Origin of the sequence: Lapillicoccus sp. (assembly GCF_036559105.1) — a bacterium.
Classification (GTDB): Bacteria; Actinomycetota; Actinomycetes; order Actinomycetales; family Dermatophilaceae; genus Lapillicoccus.
Map to the genome: position 1 here is coordinate 68,620 of NZ_DATBTV010000034.1, position 17,095 is coordinate 85,714.

A 17,095-nucleotide genomic window follows, 5' to 3' on the forward strand; every position below is an offset into this window, starting at 1 on the left:
GTGTTCAGCTGCCTTCGGTGGTGACGGAGACGAGGACGTCGTCGCCGTCGATCTTCACGGGGTAGACGGCGACGGGGATGGTCGCCGGAGGGCCGGACGGGTCGCCGGTCCGAACGTCGAACCGGGAGCCGTGCAGCCAGCACTCGAGGGTGCAGCCGTCGACCTCGCCCTCGGAGAGCGAGACGTCGGCATGGGTGCAGCGGTCGTTCAGGGCGTGGTAGTCGCCGTTGCCGTCGCGGACCATCGCGACGATGACACCGTCGATCTCGGCCTGCGCGGCGCTGCCGGGCTCCAGGTCACCGACGTGGCACACCCACGTGAACGTGTCGGGCACCGGCTGCGCGCTCACGAGGCCCGACCCCGCAGCACCTCGGCCCCGGCCCGCTGAGCCTCGGCGAGCTCGGCGTCGATGTCGGCGTTGAGCCGGTCGCGCAGGTCGGGGACGGGGATCTGGTTGATGACGTCGACGAGGAACCCGCGCACGACGAGGCGCCGGGCCTCGTCCTCGGGTATCCCGCGCGCCTGGAGATAGAACAGCTGCTCGTCGTCGAACCGCCCGGTCGCCGAGGCGTGACCGGCGCCGATGATCTCGCCGGTCTCGATCTCGAGGTTCGGCACCGAATCGGCGCGGGCGCCGTCGGTGAGGACGAGGTTGCGGTTGGTCTCGAACGTCTCGGTGCCCTCGGCCGCCGCGCGGATGAGGACGTCGCCGACCCAGACGGTATGCGCCGAGTCGCCCTGCAGGGCGCCCTTGTAGGTCACGTGGGACTTGCAGTTCGGCGCGTTGTGGTCGACGAACGAGCGGTGCTCCAGGTGCTGTCTCGCGTCGGCGAAGTAGACGCCGAGCAGGGTCGCGTCCCCGCCGGGACCGGCATACCGGACGTTGGTGTTGATCCGGACGATGCCGCCGCCGAGGCTCACGACGATGTGGCGGTACGTCGCATCGCGGCCGACGAGCGCGTCGTGCTGCCCGAGGTGGCGGGCCTCGTCGTCCCAGCTCTGGATCGAGACGACCGTGAGGTGGGCCCCGTCACCGACGACGACCTCGACGTTGCCGGTGTGGTCGCCGCTGCCCTCGTGGTCGATGACGACGACCGCCCTGCTGTGCCGGCCGGCCTCGACCACGAGGTGGCCGTTGCTCCGCAGCCCCGGCTTGCCAGTAATCACCACCCGGATGGGCTCGGCGAGCTCGGCCTCGGCGGCCACCGAGATGTGCGTGGCCTCAGGCGAGTTGGCGTCCGCCACGACCGCGGCGCGGTCGGCGGGGACCAGCACCGTCCCGCGCGGTGCCTGACCGGCGGTCAGCGTGCCGACGTGTACCCCGTCGGGCGCCGTCACCGCATACTCCACCGCGCCCTCCTCGGTGGGCGAGTCGGTGAGCAGCGAGCGCAGCCGGTCGACCGGCGTGAACCGCCACTCCTCCTCGCGCCCGTTCGGGATCGGGAACGCGCCGACGTCGAACGACGTGGGGCGCTCCGCGCGGGACTGGTCGGGGACGAAGGCCGCAGCCGAATCCGTGTGACTGCCGGTGTGGTCGTGTTTATCTGGACCGCCGGTGAACCCGGCGGTCTTCTCCAACAGCGGCATCAGCCGACTGCTCCTTCCATCTGCAGCTCGATGAGCCGGTTGAGCTCGAGGGCGTACTCCATGGGCAGCTCGCGCGCGATGGGCTCGACGAACCCGCGCACGATCATCGCCATGGCCTCCTCCTCGGTGAGCCCGCGCGACTGGAGGTAGAACAGCTGGTCCGCGGAGACCTTGGAGACGGTCGCCTCGTGGCCCATCTGGACGTCGTCCTCGCGGACGTCGACGTAGGGGTAGGTGTCGGACCGGCTGATCTGGTCGACGAGCAGCGCGTCGCACCGGACCGTGGACTTCGAGCCGTGAGCGCCCTCCATGACCTGGACCAGGCCGCGGTAGGAGGTGCGGCCACCACCGCGGGCGACCGACTTGGAGACGATCGTCGAGGAGGTGTTGGGCGCCTGGTGGACCATCTTGGCGCCGGCGTCCTGGTGCTGACCCTCGCCCGCGAAGGCGATGGACAGGGTCTCGCCCTTCGAGTGCTCGCCGAGGAGGTAGACGGCGGGGTACTTCATCGTCACCTTGGAGCCGATGTTGCCGTCGATCCACTCCATCGTCGCGCCCTCGGCGCACGTGGCGCGCTTGGTGACGAGGTTGTAGACGTTGTTCGACCAGTTCTGGATCGTCGTGTAGCGGACGCGGGCGTTCTTCTTGACGATGATCTCGACGACCGCGGAGTGCAGCGAGTCGGACGAGTAGATCGGCGCGGTGCAGCCCTCGACGTAGTGCACCGAGGAGCCCTCGTCGGCGATGATCAGGGTCCGCTCGAACTGGCCCATGTTCTCGGTGTTGATCCGGAAGTAGGCCTGCAGCGGGATGTCGACGTGGACGCCCGGCGGGACGTAGATGAACGAGCCACCCGACCACACCGCGGTGTTCAGCGACGCGAACTTGTTGTCGCCGGCGGGGATCACCGAGGTGAAGTACTCGCGGAACAGGTCCTCGTGCTCGCGCAGGCCGGTGTCGGTGTCGACGAAGATGACGCCCTTCTCCTCCAGGTCCTCGCGGATCTGGTGGTAGACGACCTCCGACTCGTACTGCGCAGCGACGCCGGCGACGAGGCGCTGCTTCTCGGCCTCGGGGATGCCGAGCCGGTCGTAGGTGTTCTTGATGTCGGCCGGCAGGTCCTCCCACGAGGTCGCCTGCTTCTCGGTGGACTTCACGAAGTACTTGATGTTCTGGAAGTCGATGCCGGTGAGGTCGGAGCCCCAGGCGGGCATGGGCTTCTTGCCGAACAGGCGCAGCGACTTCAGCCGCAGGTCGAGCATCCACTGCGGCTCGCTCTTGCGGGACGAGATGTCCCGCACGGTGTCCTCGCTGAGGCCGCGCTTGGCGGTCGCGCCGGCGGTGTCGCTGTCGGCCCAGCCGTACTCGTACCGGCCGAGGTCCTTCAGGCCGGGGTTGAGCTCTTCGATGTGGGTGGTCATCGCGCTGCCCTTTCGGGGGTCGGGGTCGATAGGTCCAAGGCGCCACGGGCGTCCGGTGTTCCCGGCGTCTCATGCGCGGGAGGGGTCTGGCTGCGGGTGACCGCGGTCGTGGGGATGAAGGTGGTGCAGACGTGGGCGCCGCCGGCGAGGGTGGCGAGCCGCTGGACGTGCACGCCGAGCAGCCGGGAGATGGCCTCGGTCTCCGCGTCGCAGAACTGCGGGAACTCCTCGGCCACCCGCCCCACGGGGCAGTGACCCTGGCAGAGCTGGACGCCGGTGAGGCCGCCGGCGCCGACGGGGCGGGCGGAGGCGGCGAAGCCGTCCTCGGTCATCGCCTCGACGAGGACGTCGGTGCGGGCCACGACGTTGTCGCCCGCGGCGGCGAGGCGCGCGGCATACCGGCTCTCGAGGCCGCGGACCCGCTCGTGGGCGAAGGCGGCGACGGACTCGGGTCCGCCGTGCGTGGCGAGGTAGCGCAGGGCTTGGACGGCGAGCTCGTCGTAGTCGGCCGGGAGGGAGCCGTGGCCACGCTCGGAGACGACGTAGGCGCGGGCCGGGCGGCCCCGCCCGCGGGTGTGTCCAGGGGTGTGCGACGGGCCGGGGTCGTGCTCCTCGACGGCGCCGTGCTCGGCGAGGGCGTCGAGGTGCCGGCGGACCGCTGCGGGCGTCAGCCCGAGGAGCCGGCCGACCTCGGCGGCGGTGATGGGTCCGTGCTCGGACACGGACGCCAGGACGCGCTCACGCGTGCGCTGCTCGTCGGGTCCGATAAACACCACACCATTGTGACGTAATTACTACGGGGGCCGATAGTAAGGCTGCCCTAACCCCCTGCCGGGGGGCTGGTGACGGCCCAGGCGGCCCCGAAACAGACGAACGGGGCGGGGACGTCGTCCACCGCTCCGGCGTCCTGGATGGCCTGCGCGGAGTCGACCCCGGCGGCCAGGGCGCGGTGGTACCGCACCATCACCTCGGCACAGACGTCGTCGGGGATGCGCGCGACACCGGCCACGACGCTGCGGGTTCCGAGGGCGAGCAGCACGCTGGTCAGGCCGAGCGACTCGTCCCCCGGCCGGACCGTCGCCTGCCCGAGCTCGCACGCGGAGAGGACGACGTGCGGCGCCAGCCCGGCGGCCTGGTCCAGCTCGTACGCGAACACCGGGCCGCCGGTCAGCCGGAGCGAGGAGAACAGCGGGCTCTGCGGTTCGTGGACCCCGTGAGCGGCGACGTGGACGATGTCGGCAGTGGCGAGCGAGCGGCGCAGCGCGGCCGGCCCGGCCTCCTCTCCCAGGCGTACCCGCGAGCGGGGCCACAGCTCCCCCACCGCCTGCGCCTCGGCGGGCGCGAGGCGGAGCCCGGGTCCCGCGTACACCTCCACGCGCGGCCGGCGGCGGGCTCGGGTGGGCCGCGCCGCCGCGACCCAGGCGGTGGCCGACGGGGAGACGGCGACCGGCCGCCCCCGCCCGGACGGCAGCAGCCCCCAGGGCAGGGTGACGAGGGCGGCCGACGGGACGACGACCAGCCGGCGGTCGGACAGACCTAACGGGCCGACCAGGAGGTCGTCCAGCCGCTGCAGGGTATGCGTGAGCGAGCCCCGCACGGTCGCGGCGATGCCGGACGGCAGGTGCCGGGCCCAGGCCAGCTCGACATCCGCCCGTACTCGAGCGAGCAGCGCGCCCGCGCTCGACGCGGGCCCGAGGGAGTGCAGCCGGGGCTTGCCCCGGTCGAGCACGACCGCGTGGAGCCGGCCGTGCGCCTCGAGGTAGCAGACGAATGCGCTGTCGGCCCGGTCCAGCTCCGCCCGCAACCGCTCGGGTGCCACCCCCGCGGCCGCCCGGCCGGCGCTCGCCGCGTGCCATGCCCGAGCCCGGAGGCGACTCTGCAGCTCACGGACGGGCCCGCCCGACTGGTCCAGCGCCCGGGCCGCGACGTCGTTCCGCTGCCCGTCGACGACCCGGCGCAGCTCGGCCAGCAGCGCGGCGACTTCCGGGTCCTCGGGCGGGCGGACCTGGCGGATCCGCCGGGAGACGGCCCGGCCACGCTCGACCGCGGCGAGCACGCCGAGCGGGGTGCGCTCGACGAGGGCGAGGTCGACGTCGAGCTCGACCAGCCGGGTCCCGTGCACGGCGCTGGCGGTCTGCAGGTCGATGCTTCCGAACTGCGCCTGGTATGCGGCGAGCTCCCCCAGGCCGGAGCGCAGCTGCCGGTGGGCGGACCCCCACCGGCCGTTCTCGACGTCGAGGAGCGCATGGACGTAGCGGGTGTGCAGCCTCGTCGCGATCGGGTCCGCGGCACGGGACGTCCCGGCCTGGCGAGCCAGCTCGGCGGCGTCCTCGGAGCGTCCGAGCCGCTGTTCGAGCTCGGCCGCCAGCAGGGTGGCCGTCCGGGCCTGGGCCGCGAACCCGTCCGCCGCGAACTCCTTCGCGAGCCGCAGGGCCGGCCGGACCAGCCGGGCCGGTGGACGGCCGCCGCGCAGGTCGGCCTGGAGCAGCACCAGCTCACCGGCGCGACGCCAGCGCGCGTTGCCGTGTCGGCGGAACCGGTCCCGGGCCTTGCCGGCGAGCACCCGCGCCGCGTCGGTGTCCCCGCTCAGCAGGGCGACCTCCGCCCGCGTGAGCTCGACCTCGCCGACGTCCTGCCAGGCGCGGTCGCGGCTCAGCTGCCGCGCCGCGGTGGCGAGGGACTCGTCAGCCTCGTCGTACAGCCCGGCGGCCAACAGCACCCGGGACCGGTCCAGCAGGGCGATCCCGATCTGCGTCTCCTCGTCCATGACGATGCCCTCGTCGATGATCCGGAGCGCGAGCGGCAAGTCGCCGGCGAAGAACTCCAGGCATCCGAGGTTGTGCAGGGCGATCCGCTCGAGCCGGTTCTCGTCCAGCGTGCGGGCGAGCTCGACGGCCGCGGTGAGGTCGGCCCTGGCGTCGTCCAGACTGCCCATCTCGACGTGCAGGGCGCCCCGGTTGATCAGGAGCCGGCAGCGGTCGACGCCGGCGGCGGCGTCGAGGCGGTCTGCCGCATAACCGAACTCGTCCAGGGCCGCAGCGAACCGCCCACCGCGGAAGAGCAGCAACGCGTGCTGGCTGTGCACGAACCCGAGGAGGTCGTCGGAGCCGACCGCCTGCGCCCAGCGCGAGGCCTGGGCCATCCGGTCCAGGCCGGCGTCGATGCTGCGGACCTCGACCTCCGACTTGGCGAGCGTCGCCAGGACGCGCGCGACCGTGGTCATCTGCTCGAGCTCCGCGCCGTCCCGCCCGGCGTCCGGTGCCGTCGACGCGCCGGGACCCGCGGCGGGCGGCGAGCCCGGGCCGCCCCACGGGTCGGCGTCGGGCTTGGTATCGGGCTCGGCATCGAGCTCGACGCCGAGCAGCGCCAGAGCCCGCGTCGCTGCTGACGCTCCGGCCGCGGGCCGCCCTCGCGCGTTGTGCGTGACCGCGTCCTCGTGCCAGCGCGCGGGGTCGTTCCGGGGTGACCGAGTCCCGTCGGCCGCGGGGTCCACGGCCGACGGAGGTCCGGAGCCGGTCATGTCGGTCCGGGCCGACGTGCTTTCTCGAGCGCCGTGACGACCCGCCGTCGGCTCACCTTCGGGCCGACGGCTCGCTTGCCCGTGGCCCGCGTCCACCGGTCCAGCAGGTCCTGGGCCAGACGCCCCGCGACGATGGGCGCTGAGAACGAGGTCCCCGACCACGTGCCGAACCCGCCCGAGAAGTCGTCCGGGTCGATGCTCTCCCGTACCGTCCCGTCCGAGTACTGAGTGCGCGCCGTCGGCTGGAGCGAGGCGTCGAAGGTGGTCGGCAGGGTGCTGACGACGGCCGCCCCGTGTTCGTGCACGTCGACCCAGTCGCCACTGTTGCTGAACAGGGCGACGGTGCCGTTCGGGTTGAGCGCGCCGACGCTGAGGATGTCGAGAAGTGCTCCCACGGGACGGTGGTCGAGCGCGGCGGGGAACATCCGGCGCGTCGTCGCGTCATTGCCGGCCGAGGCCACGAGAAGGCAGCCCGCATCGGCCAGCGGCTGGAGCGCCGCGGCCAGCGAGGCGTCGGTCCGGACGTCGTCCGGGGCCTCGTGGTAATAGCCGAAGGACATCGACACCACGTGAAGGGGCTGCCCGTTGCCGACGAGCACGCCGAGGTTCTCCAGGGCCTCCACCATCTCGTGCTCGGGGACGAAGCCGTCGGCCTTCATCACCTGAACCATGAGGATGTCCGCATCGGGACACGTCTGGCGAACCAGTCCGGCGATGAACGTCCCGTGGCCGGAATGGTCGTCGAGGGTGCCCTCGAGCGGGTCGTGGACGACCCCGGTGCCCTCGGGTTCGGAACCCATGGGTCCGGGCAATACGGTCACGCCCTCTGCGAGCCAGGGGTGGGCACCCACCCCGGTGTCGAGGATGGCCACGACCGGTCGGCGCGCCAGCTTGGGCTGCCGCAACGGGGCCGGACCGCGCCACGCGACCGGCGTGAGGCCGCCCAGGCCCGGCACGACGTACTGCGCCCTGACAGCGCCGCCGACCGTCATGGTTCCGCCGACCGTCATGGTTCCGCCGACCGTCATCGTGCCGCCCACGGTCATGGTCCCGCCGACCGTCATCGTCTGGCCGACGACACCGTTGGCGAACATCAGGTGGTCGAGCCCGACCAGGGCGCGCCCGGCAGCGTCGTCCGCCGGACGGGAGGCTCGCCAGTCCTGCAGGAGCGCCCACGCGTCGACAGTGCGCGCCTCCCCCTCGTTCGGCGTGATCCGTAGAGGCGTGACCCACGAACGGATAAGCGAGGCGGCGTTCTGGGCGCCCCGCGCCCGCTCGGCCAGGGCGCGATGCTCTCGCGTCGGGCTGGCCGTGTAGCCCTTCTCCTTGCACCAGTCCACGAAGGACTGCTGTTGGGCGTCGTCGGGCATTCCGCGCACGAGTACCCGGTCCGCCACGTAGATGGTCGAGTCGAACAGCTCGTCGCCGATGCGCGTGGCCTTGGTCGGGTCGAGGACTCGGGCATGGTGCGCGATGAGCGGGTCGAACATCCCCTCGTACGCGGGTCGGCCCGCGACGTCGTCCTGTCCGTTGTCGTCGTTCGTCGCCACCGGTCCACCCTCTCGACGCTGCGGGGTGCGAGCTCACGCCAAACCTAGGGGTCCGGCGCTTACGGCGGCAACGAAGACGGTCGATCTACACTCGCGCCTCGTGACCGCCTTCGAGACCACGGTGCGTCTCGAGGGGCTGGTCCGGCGCTTCACCGGCGCGACGGCCTGCGACGCGATGTCGTGGTCCGCACCCGCCGGAGCGGTCACGGCGGTCCTCGGCCCGAACGGCGCCGGCAAGACCACGGCGGTCGAGTGCGCCGTGGGCCTGCAGCGGCCGGACGCCGGTTCGGTGACGGTGCTGGGCGCCGACCCCTGGCGGGCGGGTCCGGAGCACCGCGCACGGGTCGGGGTCATGCTGCAGTCCGGTGGCCTGCCCACGGGCACCACACCCTCGCGGATGCTGCGGCACCTCGCCGGCCTGTATGCGGACCCGGCGCCGGTCGACGAGCTCGCCCACCGGCTCGGCGTCGACGGGTTCGCGCGGACGACGGTGCGGCGGCTCTCCGGCGGCCAGCACCAGCGGCTGGCGCTGGTCGCGGCGCTGGTCGGCCGGCCCGAGGTCGTCTTCCTCGACGAGCCGACGGCCGGTCTCGACCCCCACGGCCGGCTCGACGTCTACGACCTCGTCGACGAGATCCGGGCGGGCGGCACCACCGTCGTCGTCACGACGCACTCCTTCGAGGAGGCCGAACGGCTGGCCGACCACCTCGTGATCGTCAGCGACGGCCGGACCGTCGCCGAGGGGCCTCCCGCGGAGGTTGTCGGGTCGGGGACGCTGGAGCAGGTCTACTTCGGCCTGACCCGGAGGGCCGCCGGGTGAGCGCACCGGCCGCCGCATCGGCCCGGGTCCTCGGCCAGGCGCGGTTCGAGGCGGGCACGCTGCTGCGCAACGGCGAGCAGCTCCTCGTCTCCCTCGTCCTGCCCCTGGGGGCGCTGGTCGGGCTGGCCTTCACCAGCGTCCCCTCACTCGGCGAGGGCCGGCGGATCGACGTCGCGACCCCGGGCGTCCTCGCGCTGTGCGTCGTGTCGGCGGCGTTCACCTCGCAGGCCATCGCGACCGGCTTCGACCGGCGGGCGTCGGTGCTCCGTCTCCTCGGGACCACGCCCCTCGGCCGCGGTGGGCTCCTCGGGGGCAAGGCCCTGGCCACCCTCGGGGTCGAGGTGCTGCAGTGGGCTGTGGTCGGCGGCGTCGGTCTCGCGCTCGGCTGGCGTCCGGAGGTCGCCGGCCTCCCGTATGCGGTGCTCTTCCTGCTGGTCGGCACGTGGGCCTTCGTCGCGCTCGCCCTGCTGCTGGCCGGCACCCTCCGAGCGGAGGGCGTCCTCGCGGTGGCGAACCTCGTCTGGGTCGTGCTGCTGGTCCTCGGCGGCGTGGTGGTGCCCCGCAGCCAGCTCCCCGACACCCTCGCCGCTGTCGTCGGCACCCTCCCCTCGGCCGCTCTCGGCGACGGCCTCCGGGCTGCGTTCGTCGACGGGACGTTCCTCGCCCGGCCGGCCATCGTCCTCGTCGCGTGGGCGGTCGTCGCGACCGCCCTTACCGCGTGGACGTTCCGGTGGTCGGACTAGTCACCCCACGAGGTTCTCCCCACTTCGCGTCGAACCGTCGCGGGGGCCCCACGCTTCGCTCCGATACCTCGCGGGGACCCCGATCAGGCCGGGGGGCGGCACCGTGACGGAGTTCCTGAACCACATCCCGCTCGCGGGCAACCGGGTCGTCCTCGGCCTCGCACTACTGGCCCTCCTGGGCGTCTCGGTGGCGGTGATCGAGCGCGGCTCGGCGGGTCGGCGGCGGACCGGACTGGTCGTCGCCGTCGTGGCCGCGATGGCGGCGGCCGGCGCCCTGGTGAACACGAGCCTGCACGCATACCCCACCGTCGGCGACCTCACCGGCACCCCGCGCTTCCCGGACGTCCAGCAGCTGCACCCGACGAGCAACCTCGAGCTGGAACGCGGCGCGTCGGCGCGGATCTCGGTGCCGGACACCGCGTCCCACTTCGGCAACTTCGACGCGCAGGTCTATCTGCCACCGCAGTACTTCACCGAGCCGCAGCGCCGGTTCCCCGTGGTGATCCTCACGCATGGCAACCCGGGCCGCAGCACCGACTGGCTCGACGGCGGGTCGGCCGCCCAGACGGGGCTGACCGTCGCGCAGTCCGGCCATCCGGTCATCCTTGTCATGCCGACCGTGCTCCAGGAGCCCTACGGCGACAGCCTCTGCGTCGACACCGCCCTGGAGGGCAACGCCGAGACCTACCTCGTCAAGGACGTCGTCGCCGCCGCCGACGCCCAGCTGCGCACCATGCCCGGCACGGCCCACCGGGCCATGGGCGGCTTCTCGATGGGCGGGTTCTGCGCGCTCAACCTCGGCCTCAAGCACCCGGACGTCTTCTCGGTGGTCCTCGCGTTCTCCGCCCTCACTGTCTGCGAGCCGGACGCGATCGAGGGCGGGAACGAGACGCTGTTCGGCACCCCGGACTGGCAGCAGCAGGCAGCGGCCAACAGCCCCGCGGACTACTGGCGCTCGCTCGACCCGGCCACCTCGCCCGCGATATGGCTGGACGTCGGCGAGGACGAGTCCGAGGTGGGGCCGCCCCTGCAGGCGTTCGCCGAGCAGCTCTCCTCCGCCGGGTTCACCGTGGAGTTCCATGCGAGGCCGGGCGGCCACGACTTCGGCACCTGGACCCCGGCCCTCCAGGAGTCCTTGCCCTGGGCGGCTGCCAGACTCGGCGCGTGACGTCCACGCCGGGCCTGCGCCCGATCACCGAGGCCGACGTACCGGCCGTCCTGGCGCTCAACCACCGCTTCGTCGACCTGCTCTCCCCCCTGGACGCCGAGCGGCTGCTCTGGCTGGTCGGCCTCGCCGACCGCGCCGACGTCGTCGAGCTCGACGACCAGGTCGTCGGCTTCGTCCTCACCATGGCCCCCGGCAGCGAGTACGACTCGGACAACTACCGATGGCACGCGCAGCGGTTCGACGACGACTTCTACTACCTCGACCGGATCGTCATCGCCGAGGAGATGCGCCGGCGTGGGCTGGCCGGGTTCGTCTACGACGCGATGGAGGACGTCGCGCGCCGGTTCGGACGAATGACGCTGGAGGTGAACGTCGACCCGCCGAACCACGGTTCGCTCGCGTTCCACCAGCAGCGCGGGTACGTCGAGGTCGGCCGCCTCGGCGAGCCGGGCCACGTGGTCGGCCTCATGGCCAAGGAGCTCAGCGCTTAGTGTGACGCTCGTGCGTCTGCCCGCCGTCCGACCCTCGTTCGTGCGGCCGATCCTCGTCGCCAACCTGGTCGGCGAGATCGTCATCGTCATCACCGGTGGCATCGTCCGCCTCACCGGCAGCGGCCTCGGCTGTCCCACCTGGCCCGAGTGCGTACCCGGCTCGTTCACCCCCGTCCCCCACCAGGAGGAGGGGATCCACAAGCTGATCGAGTTCGGGAACCGGACGCTGACCGGCGTCGTGGGGCTCCTCGCCCTCGCGTGCGTATGGGTGGTATTCACTCGCATGCGACGGCGCCGGCCGTTGCTGCTCGTGGCGGTCGGACTGGTGGCCGGTGTGCTCCTCCAGGCGGTCGTCGGCGGCATCGCCGTGCGGATGACCCTCAGCCCGGTGGTCGTGGCGTTCCACTTCCTCCTGTCGATGGTCATGATCGCGCTCTCGACCATGCTGCTGCGCGGGTCGGAGGACGGGTGGTCGCCGGACGGCACCGCCGACCTCGAGCCGCGAGAGCTGCTCGTCCCGCACCTGGTGTCGACGCTGGCGTGGGTGACCGCGGGAGTATGCGCCGTCGTCCTCGTGCTGGGGACGGTCGTCACGGGGTCCGGCCCACACTCCGGCGACGCGGAGCAACCGGCCCGCACCGGCTTCGACCCGAGATCGGTCGCCTGGCTGCACGCGGACGTCGTCATGCTCTTCGTCGGCCTGGTCGTCGCGGTCCTCGTCGCGGTGTGGCTGACCAGTTCCTCCGACCGGGCCAAAGCCACCTGGCGCGGCGTCCTGCTGGTGACGCTGCTGCAGGGGGCGATCGGCTACGTCCAGTACTTCACCGGGCTGCCCGAGGTCCTCGTCGGCCTGCACATGCTCGGCGCGTCGCTCCTCGTGGTGACCATGGTGCTCGGCGTCATGAACCTGCGGTCGAACCCCCTCTAGACCCAGAGCGCGCCCGACTCCCCTGGCCGAGAGGTCAACTTCTGTCGTCAACACGGTGAATGACGACAGAAGTTGGCCTCTCGCCGCCTGAAGGGAGGCGGGCGGGTCAGACGACGCGGTAGCCGATCTCGGCGGCCGCCGTGACGAGCGCGCCCTGGAGGGCCGGGCTCGACAGGGGCCGTGAGAACGCCGGCCGGTACGGGAACGCGTCGGCCGCGGCCGTGAACAGGGTGACCGTGGGGCGCCCGGTCATCGTCGACACGCTCCAGAGCCCGTCGAGGTCGGGCCACTCGGTGTCGACGACGCGGGCCCACGCGCGGCATACCGACTTCGGCCCGGACGTGAGCAGGTGCGAGGCGCCGTTGCGGATCGGCCACGTCGCGGTGAGGTCTAGCAGGGTGAGGACGCGGGTCGGCTGCCATCCCGTGAGGTAGGGCGCCCGGCGCGACGCGTCGACGACCCGGGAGGCGGCGAACACCTCGGCGAGGCAGGTGACGACGTCCGTGGCCGCGTACGTGACCCCGCGCTCCGACCAGCCGGGCGGGGGCGCCTGCGGGTCGAACCGCGACGTCGTCGGACCGAAGTAGCGCAGCCGGTTCCAGGGGGTGACGTGCGGGCCGGCCGTCGCATGGACGCGCCACAAGGCTGCGGACCTCGGTATGCGGTGCACGTCGCCAGGTCGTCGGACCAGCGGCAGCTCGGGGGTGCGCGGCAACCTCGCCACGGGCGGCACCTAGGCCGACCCGCGGCGGCTCACCACAGCTCGAGGCCTGCGGCCTCGTCGACGACGCGCTGCGCATCTCCGCCGGAGGCCAGCCACTGCGCCGGTGTCGCGTCGTCGAGGTCGGGGCTGGGAGTCGTGAAGAAGCCCTCGACCGCGGCGGGATGCAGGTCGGCGGCCAGCGCGTCCAGCACCGTCTCCAGCCCCGGCAGCGGCGCGCCCTCGGCGGTGAACTGCCAGCGCGGCAGCCGCCGCTGCGACCCGATGTGGAACGAGTAGAGCTGGTTGTCGCGCAGTCGGTGCGACACCCGGGAGCGGTGGACGTCGAGCAGGTCGGCGGCCTGCTCGATGGTCAGCGACTGCGAGGCGGCGCCGATGACCGACATGGTCGCGTCGGTCGCGCGGTCCAGGGGGGAGCCCGCCGCGTCACCGAGCGGTACGCCGGCGTGGGACGTCCAGAAGTCCTCCTCGGCCGAGGTCAGGTCGGCCGCCGCCGGCGCCGGCTGCGCCGACAGCCGCCGTTCCAGCGAGGTCGACAGGTCCGCCTCGGTGAGGTCGTAGCGGGCCAGCAGCTCACCGAGCGTCATGGCCACCACCTCCTGCGCACATCGTACTCCCCGTGTGCGCTGGTGTGCGGAACAGGTGGGCGGCGGGTCAGCGCCAGACGCGCAGGTACAGCAGTGGGTCGAGCGCCACGGCGACGAAGAGGATGGTCAGGTAAGTGATCGAGAAGTGGAACAGCCGCATCGGCCGCAGCACGGCCGCTCCGGCGCCGGCCTTGGCGGCTCGCAGCAGCCGGTGCGCCTCGGTGACGAAGAGCGCGCCGGCGACGACGGCCCCCACGAGGTAGAGCAGTCCCATCGGCGCGACCGGGACGAGGAGCAGCGAGGCCGCCACCATCGCCCAGGAGTAGGCGACCACCTGCCGCGCGACCACGACGAACTTCTCGACCACCGGGAGCATCGGCACGTGTGCCGCGGCGTAGTCGTCCTTGAACTTCATCGACAGCGGCCAGTAGTGCGGCGGGGTCCAGAAGAAGACCACCGCGAACAGGACCAACGGGGCCCAGGCCAGCGAGTCGGTGACCGCGGACCAGCCGACGAGCACCGGCATACAACCGGCGGCGCCGCCCCACACGATGTTCTGCGCGGTGCGCCGCTTGAGCAGCGCGGTGTAGACGCCGACGTAGAACAGCAGCGCGCCGAGCGCCAGCCAGGCGCTCAGCCAGTTGACCAGCAGCCCGAGCCACAGCGTCGACGCGACGGTGAGCGCGATGCCGAAGACGAGCGCCGCCCGCGGCGACACCGTGCCGGTGACGAGCGGCCGGTTGCTGGTGCGGTGCATGATCGCGTCGATGTCGCGGTCGAGGTAGCAGTTCAGGGTGTTGGCGGCGCCGGCCGACATCGTCCCGCCGACGAGCGTCGCGAGGACCAGCCACAGCGAGGGCACGCCGCGGGCGGCCAGGAACATCACCGGAACCGTGGTGATGAGCAGCAGCTCGATGATCCGCGGCTTGGTCAGCGCGACGTACTGGCCGACGACGAACCACGGTCCCCGACCGTGACGAGCCGGTGCCGCCGACAGGTCGGCGCGGGGGTCCAGAGCGGTCACGGATTCCTTCGCGGTGGGGCGGGCCGAAAGGGCGGTCGCAGAGCGGCGGCGTCGGGCAGACGTGAGTCTATCCCCGGGCTCCGAGAACCGGGATTCCGTTGCCCGCCCAGCGCATGACACGGCGTGTTGCTGGGCACATGCTCAGGGCTAGGCTCACAAAAGACCGGTTCCGGCTTCGAAGGAGAGCTCCGTGACCCCGCCCACGGCAACCCGATCCGCCCGACGTTCGACAAGCGCGTCGAGAGGTCCACTCGCCAAGCGCAGCCCGGAGCTCCATCTTCCGGTGGCCAAGAAGACCGGCTGGAGCGACCTCGACGTCCGCGCGGTCGACACGGTGCGCGTCCTCGCCGCGGACGCGGTCCAGAAGACCGGCAACGGTCACCCTGGCACCGCCATGTCGCTGGCCCCCGTGGCCTACCTGCTCTACCAGAACGTCATGGCCCACGACCCTTCCGACCCCGCGTGGCTGGGTCGCGACCGGTTCGTCCTGTCCTGCGGGCACTCCAGCCTCACGCAGTACATCCAGCTCTACCTCTCCGGCTACGGGTTGGAGCTGAAGGACCTCGAGGCGCTGCGCACATGGGGCAGCCTCACTCCGGGTCACCCGGAGGTGCACCACACGACGGGTGTCGAGATCACCACCGGACCGCTCGGTTCGGGTCTGGCCTCGGCCGTCGGGATGGCGTTCGCCCAGCGTCGGCAGCGGGAGATGTTCGACGCCGGCGCCAAGCCCGGTGAGAGCGTCTTCGACCACCACATCTTCGTGCTGGCCTCCGACGGCGACATCATGGAGGGCGTCAGCCACGAGGCGTCCGCGCTGGCCGCCCACCAGGAGCTCGGCAACCTCACGCTGATCTACGACCAGAACCACATCTCGATCGAGGACGACACCAACATCTCGTTCTCCGAGGACGTCGCCAAGCGCTACGAGGCCTACGGCTGGGACGTCCACACCGTCGACTGGCGCCGTAACACCGCCGACGACGAGGGCGGCTACCGCTACGTCGAGGATGTCGACGAGCTCCTCGCGGCGATCGAGGCCGGCAAGAAGGTCACCAACAAGCCGACGCTGGTCGTCCTCAAGACGATCATCGCGTGGCCCGCCCCGACCAAACAGAACACCGGCAAGTCCCACGGTTCGGCCCTCGGCGACGCCGAGGTCGACGCCACGCACGAGATCCTCGGGTTCCCGCAGAAGCGGTTCCCCGTCGAGCGGGCCGTGCTCTCGCACGCCCGCAAGGTCGTCGGCCGCGGCAAGGCCGCGCACAAGGCGTGGGACAAGCGGTATGCGGCGTGGCGCAAGGCCAACGCCGACAAGACCGCGCTCCTCGACCGGCTCGTCTCCGGCCAGGTGCCCTCCGGGCTGGGCAAGGCCCTCCCCGTGTTCCCGACCGACCTCGACAAGGGTATGTCGACCCGCGCCGCCTCCGGCAAGGTGCTCGACGCGATGGCCGACGTCATGCCGGAGCTCTGGGGCGGTTCGGCCGACCTCGCCGAGTCCAACAACACGACGATGGCCGGCCAGCCGTCGTTCATCCCCGCGGGCAAGCAGACCAACGAGTGGAAGGGCGGGCCCGGTGGGCGCACTCTCCACTTCGGGATCCGCGAGTTCGGGATGGGCTGCATCCTCAACGGGATCGCCCTCGAAGGGCTCACCCGGCCCTACGGCGGCACGTTCCTCGTGTTCTCCGACTACATGCGCGGCGCCGTGAGGCTGGCGGCCGTCCAGGGTATCCCGGTGACCTTCGTCTGGACGCACGACTCCATCGGCCTCGGCGAGGACGGTCCGACGCACCAGCCGGTCGAGCACTTGGCCGCTCTGCGGGCCATGCCCGGGCTGGATGTCGTCCGCCCCGCGGACGCCAATGAGACGGCGGTGTGCTGGGAGACCATCCTCGACAACGCCAAGCCGGCCGGCCTCGTCCTCACCCGCCAGAACCTGCCGATCTACGACCGGAAGGCGTTCGCCAAGGCGGCCAACGCCAGCAAGGGCGCCTACGTCCTCGTCGACGGCGGCAAGGACGGCAAGGAGACGCCCGATGTCATCCTCATCGCGACCGGCTCCGAGGTGGGCATCGCCGTCGACGCCCGCGCCGCGCTGGAGAAGGCCGGCATCAAGACCCGCGTGGTCTCGATGCCGTGTCGTGAGTGGTTCGAGCGGCAGACCAAGGCCTACCGCGACCGCGTCCTGCCGCCGTCGATCCGGGCCCGGGTCAGCATCGAGGCGGCCGTCGGCCTCGGCTGGCGCGACTACGTCGGCGACGCCGGCCGGATCATCTCGCTCGAGCACTTCGGCGCCTCGGCGGACTACAAGACGCTCTACCGCGAGTTCGGGATCACCCCCGAGGCGACGGTCAAGGCGGCCAAGGACTCGGTGAAGGCCGCCAAGGCGGCCGCCATCGTGGCTCCGGTCAAGGAGGTCAACCCACGGTCGGCCCAGAACGGCAGCCTCACCGACACCACTCCCGCCAAGCCCGCCGCGAAGAAGGCCGCGGTCGCGGCTCGCTGACCAGCCCTATCGGTTCCTCCTCACGT

At 72.1% G+C, this 17,095-nt stretch carries 15 protein-coding genes; 6 read left to right on the forward strand and 9 right to left on the reverse strand.

Going from position 1 to position 17,095, the window contains the following annotated elements:
- Nucleotides 1-4: 4 nt before the first annotated feature.
- From VIG79_RS05060 to VIG79_RS05085, 6 genes are read right to left on the reverse strand one after another with little or no spacing between them, the layout of a single operon-like run.
- Nucleotides 5-349 carry a non-heme iron oxygenase ferredoxin subunit gene (locus VIG79_RS05060; protein WP_414672583.1) on the reverse strand — a complete coding sequence of 115 codons (345 nt, stop codon included), beginning with the start codon at nt 347-349 and terminating at the stop codon, nt 5-7.
- Complete coding sequence (gene sufD / locus VIG79_RS05065; RefSeq protein WP_331882930.1) at nt 346-1,587, reverse strand: Fe-S cluster assembly protein SufD; 1,242 nt, start codon at nt 1,585-1,587, stop codon at nt 346-348. Before sufD ends, VIG79_RS05060 begins: the two co-directional genes overlap by 4 nt.
- Nucleotides 1,587-3,008: a Fe-S cluster assembly protein SufB gene (sufB, locus tag VIG79_RS05070; protein WP_331882933.1), complete on the reverse strand. Its 1,422-nt coding sequence runs from the start codon at nt 3,006-3,008 to the stop codon at nt 1,587-1,589. Before sufB ends, sufD begins: the two co-directional genes overlap by 1 nt.
- The gene (locus tag VIG79_RS05075; RefSeq protein ID WP_331882936.1) at nt 3,005-3,781 is read right to left on the reverse strand and encodes a helix-turn-helix transcriptional regulator; all 777 of its coding nucleotides are present in this window, start codon (nt 3,779-3,781) and stop codon (nt 3,005-3,007) included. Before VIG79_RS05075 ends, sufB begins: the two co-directional genes overlap by 4 nt.
- A gap of 47 nt (nt 3,782-3,828) precedes the next feature.
- Nucleotides 3,829-6,501, reverse strand: a complete 2,673-nt coding sequence (locus VIG79_RS05080) for a CHAT domain-containing tetratricopeptide repeat protein (RefSeq protein WP_331882939.1) — start codon at nt 6,499-6,501, stop codon at nt 3,829-3,831.
- A 23-nt stretch (nt 6,502-6,524) separates the two neighbouring features.
- Nucleotides 6,525-8,078 carry a S8/S53 family peptidase gene (locus VIG79_RS05085; RefSeq protein ID WP_331882942.1) on the reverse strand — a complete coding sequence of 518 codons (1,554 nt, stop codon included), beginning with the start codon at nt 8,076-8,078 and terminating at the stop codon, nt 6,525-6,527.
- 175 nt (nt 8,079-8,253) lie between these two features.
- Here VIG79_RS05085 and VIG79_RS05090 point away from each other — a divergent pair, with 175 nt between their 5' ends.
- The 5 genes from VIG79_RS05090 (at nt 8,254) to VIG79_RS05110 (ending at nt 12,228) form a co-directional block, all read left to right on the forward strand.
- On the forward strand, nt 8,254-8,898 hold the full coding sequence (locus VIG79_RS05090) for an ABC transporter ATP-binding protein (RefSeq protein ID WP_331883012.1): 645 nt from the start codon (nt 8,254-8,256) through the stop codon (nt 8,896-8,898).
- Nucleotides 8,895-9,641, forward strand: coding sequence for an ABC transporter permease (locus VIG79_RS05095; protein WP_331882944.1), 747 nt, complete (start codon nt 8,895-8,897; stop codon nt 9,639-9,641). The genes VIG79_RS05090 and VIG79_RS05095 overlap by 4 nt, the downstream gene beginning before the upstream one ends.
- A gap of 103 nt (nt 9,642-9,744) precedes the next feature.
- On the forward strand, nt 9,745-10,809 hold the full coding sequence (locus VIG79_RS05100; RefSeq protein ID WP_331882946.1) for an alpha/beta hydrolase: 1,065 nt from the start codon (nt 9,745-9,747) through the stop codon (nt 10,807-10,809).
- Nucleotides 10,806-11,300 carry a GNAT family N-acetyltransferase gene (locus tag VIG79_RS05105; protein ID WP_331882948.1) on the forward strand — a complete coding sequence of 165 codons (495 nt, stop codon included), beginning with the start codon at nt 10,806-10,808 and terminating at the stop codon, nt 11,298-11,300. Before VIG79_RS05100 ends, VIG79_RS05105 begins: the two co-directional genes overlap by 4 nt.
- A 10-nt stretch (nt 11,301-11,310) precedes the next feature.
- On the forward strand, nt 11,311-12,228 hold the full coding sequence (locus VIG79_RS05110) for a COX15/CtaA family protein (protein WP_331882950.1): 918 nt from the start codon (nt 11,311-11,313) through the stop codon (nt 12,226-12,228).
- Nucleotides 12,229-12,334: 106 nt separating this feature from the next.
- On the opposite strand, the gene VIG79_RS05115 is transcribed toward VIG79_RS05110, so the two are convergent.
- From VIG79_RS05115 to VIG79_RS05125, 3 genes are all read right to left on the reverse strand, one after another.
- Entirely contained in the window at nt 12,335-12,952 is a 618-nt protein-coding gene (locus VIG79_RS05115) for an RES domain-containing protein (RefSeq protein ID WP_331882953.1), read from the reverse strand.
- Nucleotides 12,953-12,981: 29 nt separating this feature from the next.
- Nucleotides 12,982-13,536, reverse strand: coding sequence for a helix-turn-helix domain-containing protein (locus VIG79_RS05120; protein ID WP_331882956.1), 555 nt, complete (start codon nt 13,534-13,536; stop codon nt 12,982-12,984).
- Between the two features lie 67 nt (nt 13,537-13,603).
- On the reverse strand, nt 13,604-14,560 hold the full coding sequence (locus VIG79_RS05125; RefSeq protein WP_414672584.1) for a heme o synthase: 957 nt from the start codon (nt 14,558-14,560) through the stop codon (nt 13,604-13,606).
- Nucleotides 14,561-14,843: 283 nt separating this feature from the next.
- Here VIG79_RS05125 and tkt point away from each other — a divergent pair, with 283 nt between their 5' ends.
- Nucleotides 14,844-17,069 carry a transketolase gene (gene tkt, locus VIG79_RS05130; RefSeq protein WP_331882959.1) on the forward strand — a complete coding sequence of 742 codons (2,226 nt, stop codon included), beginning with the start codon at nt 14,844-14,846 and terminating at the stop codon, nt 17,067-17,069.
- The last annotated feature ends 26 nt before the right edge of the window (nt 17,070-17,095 follow it).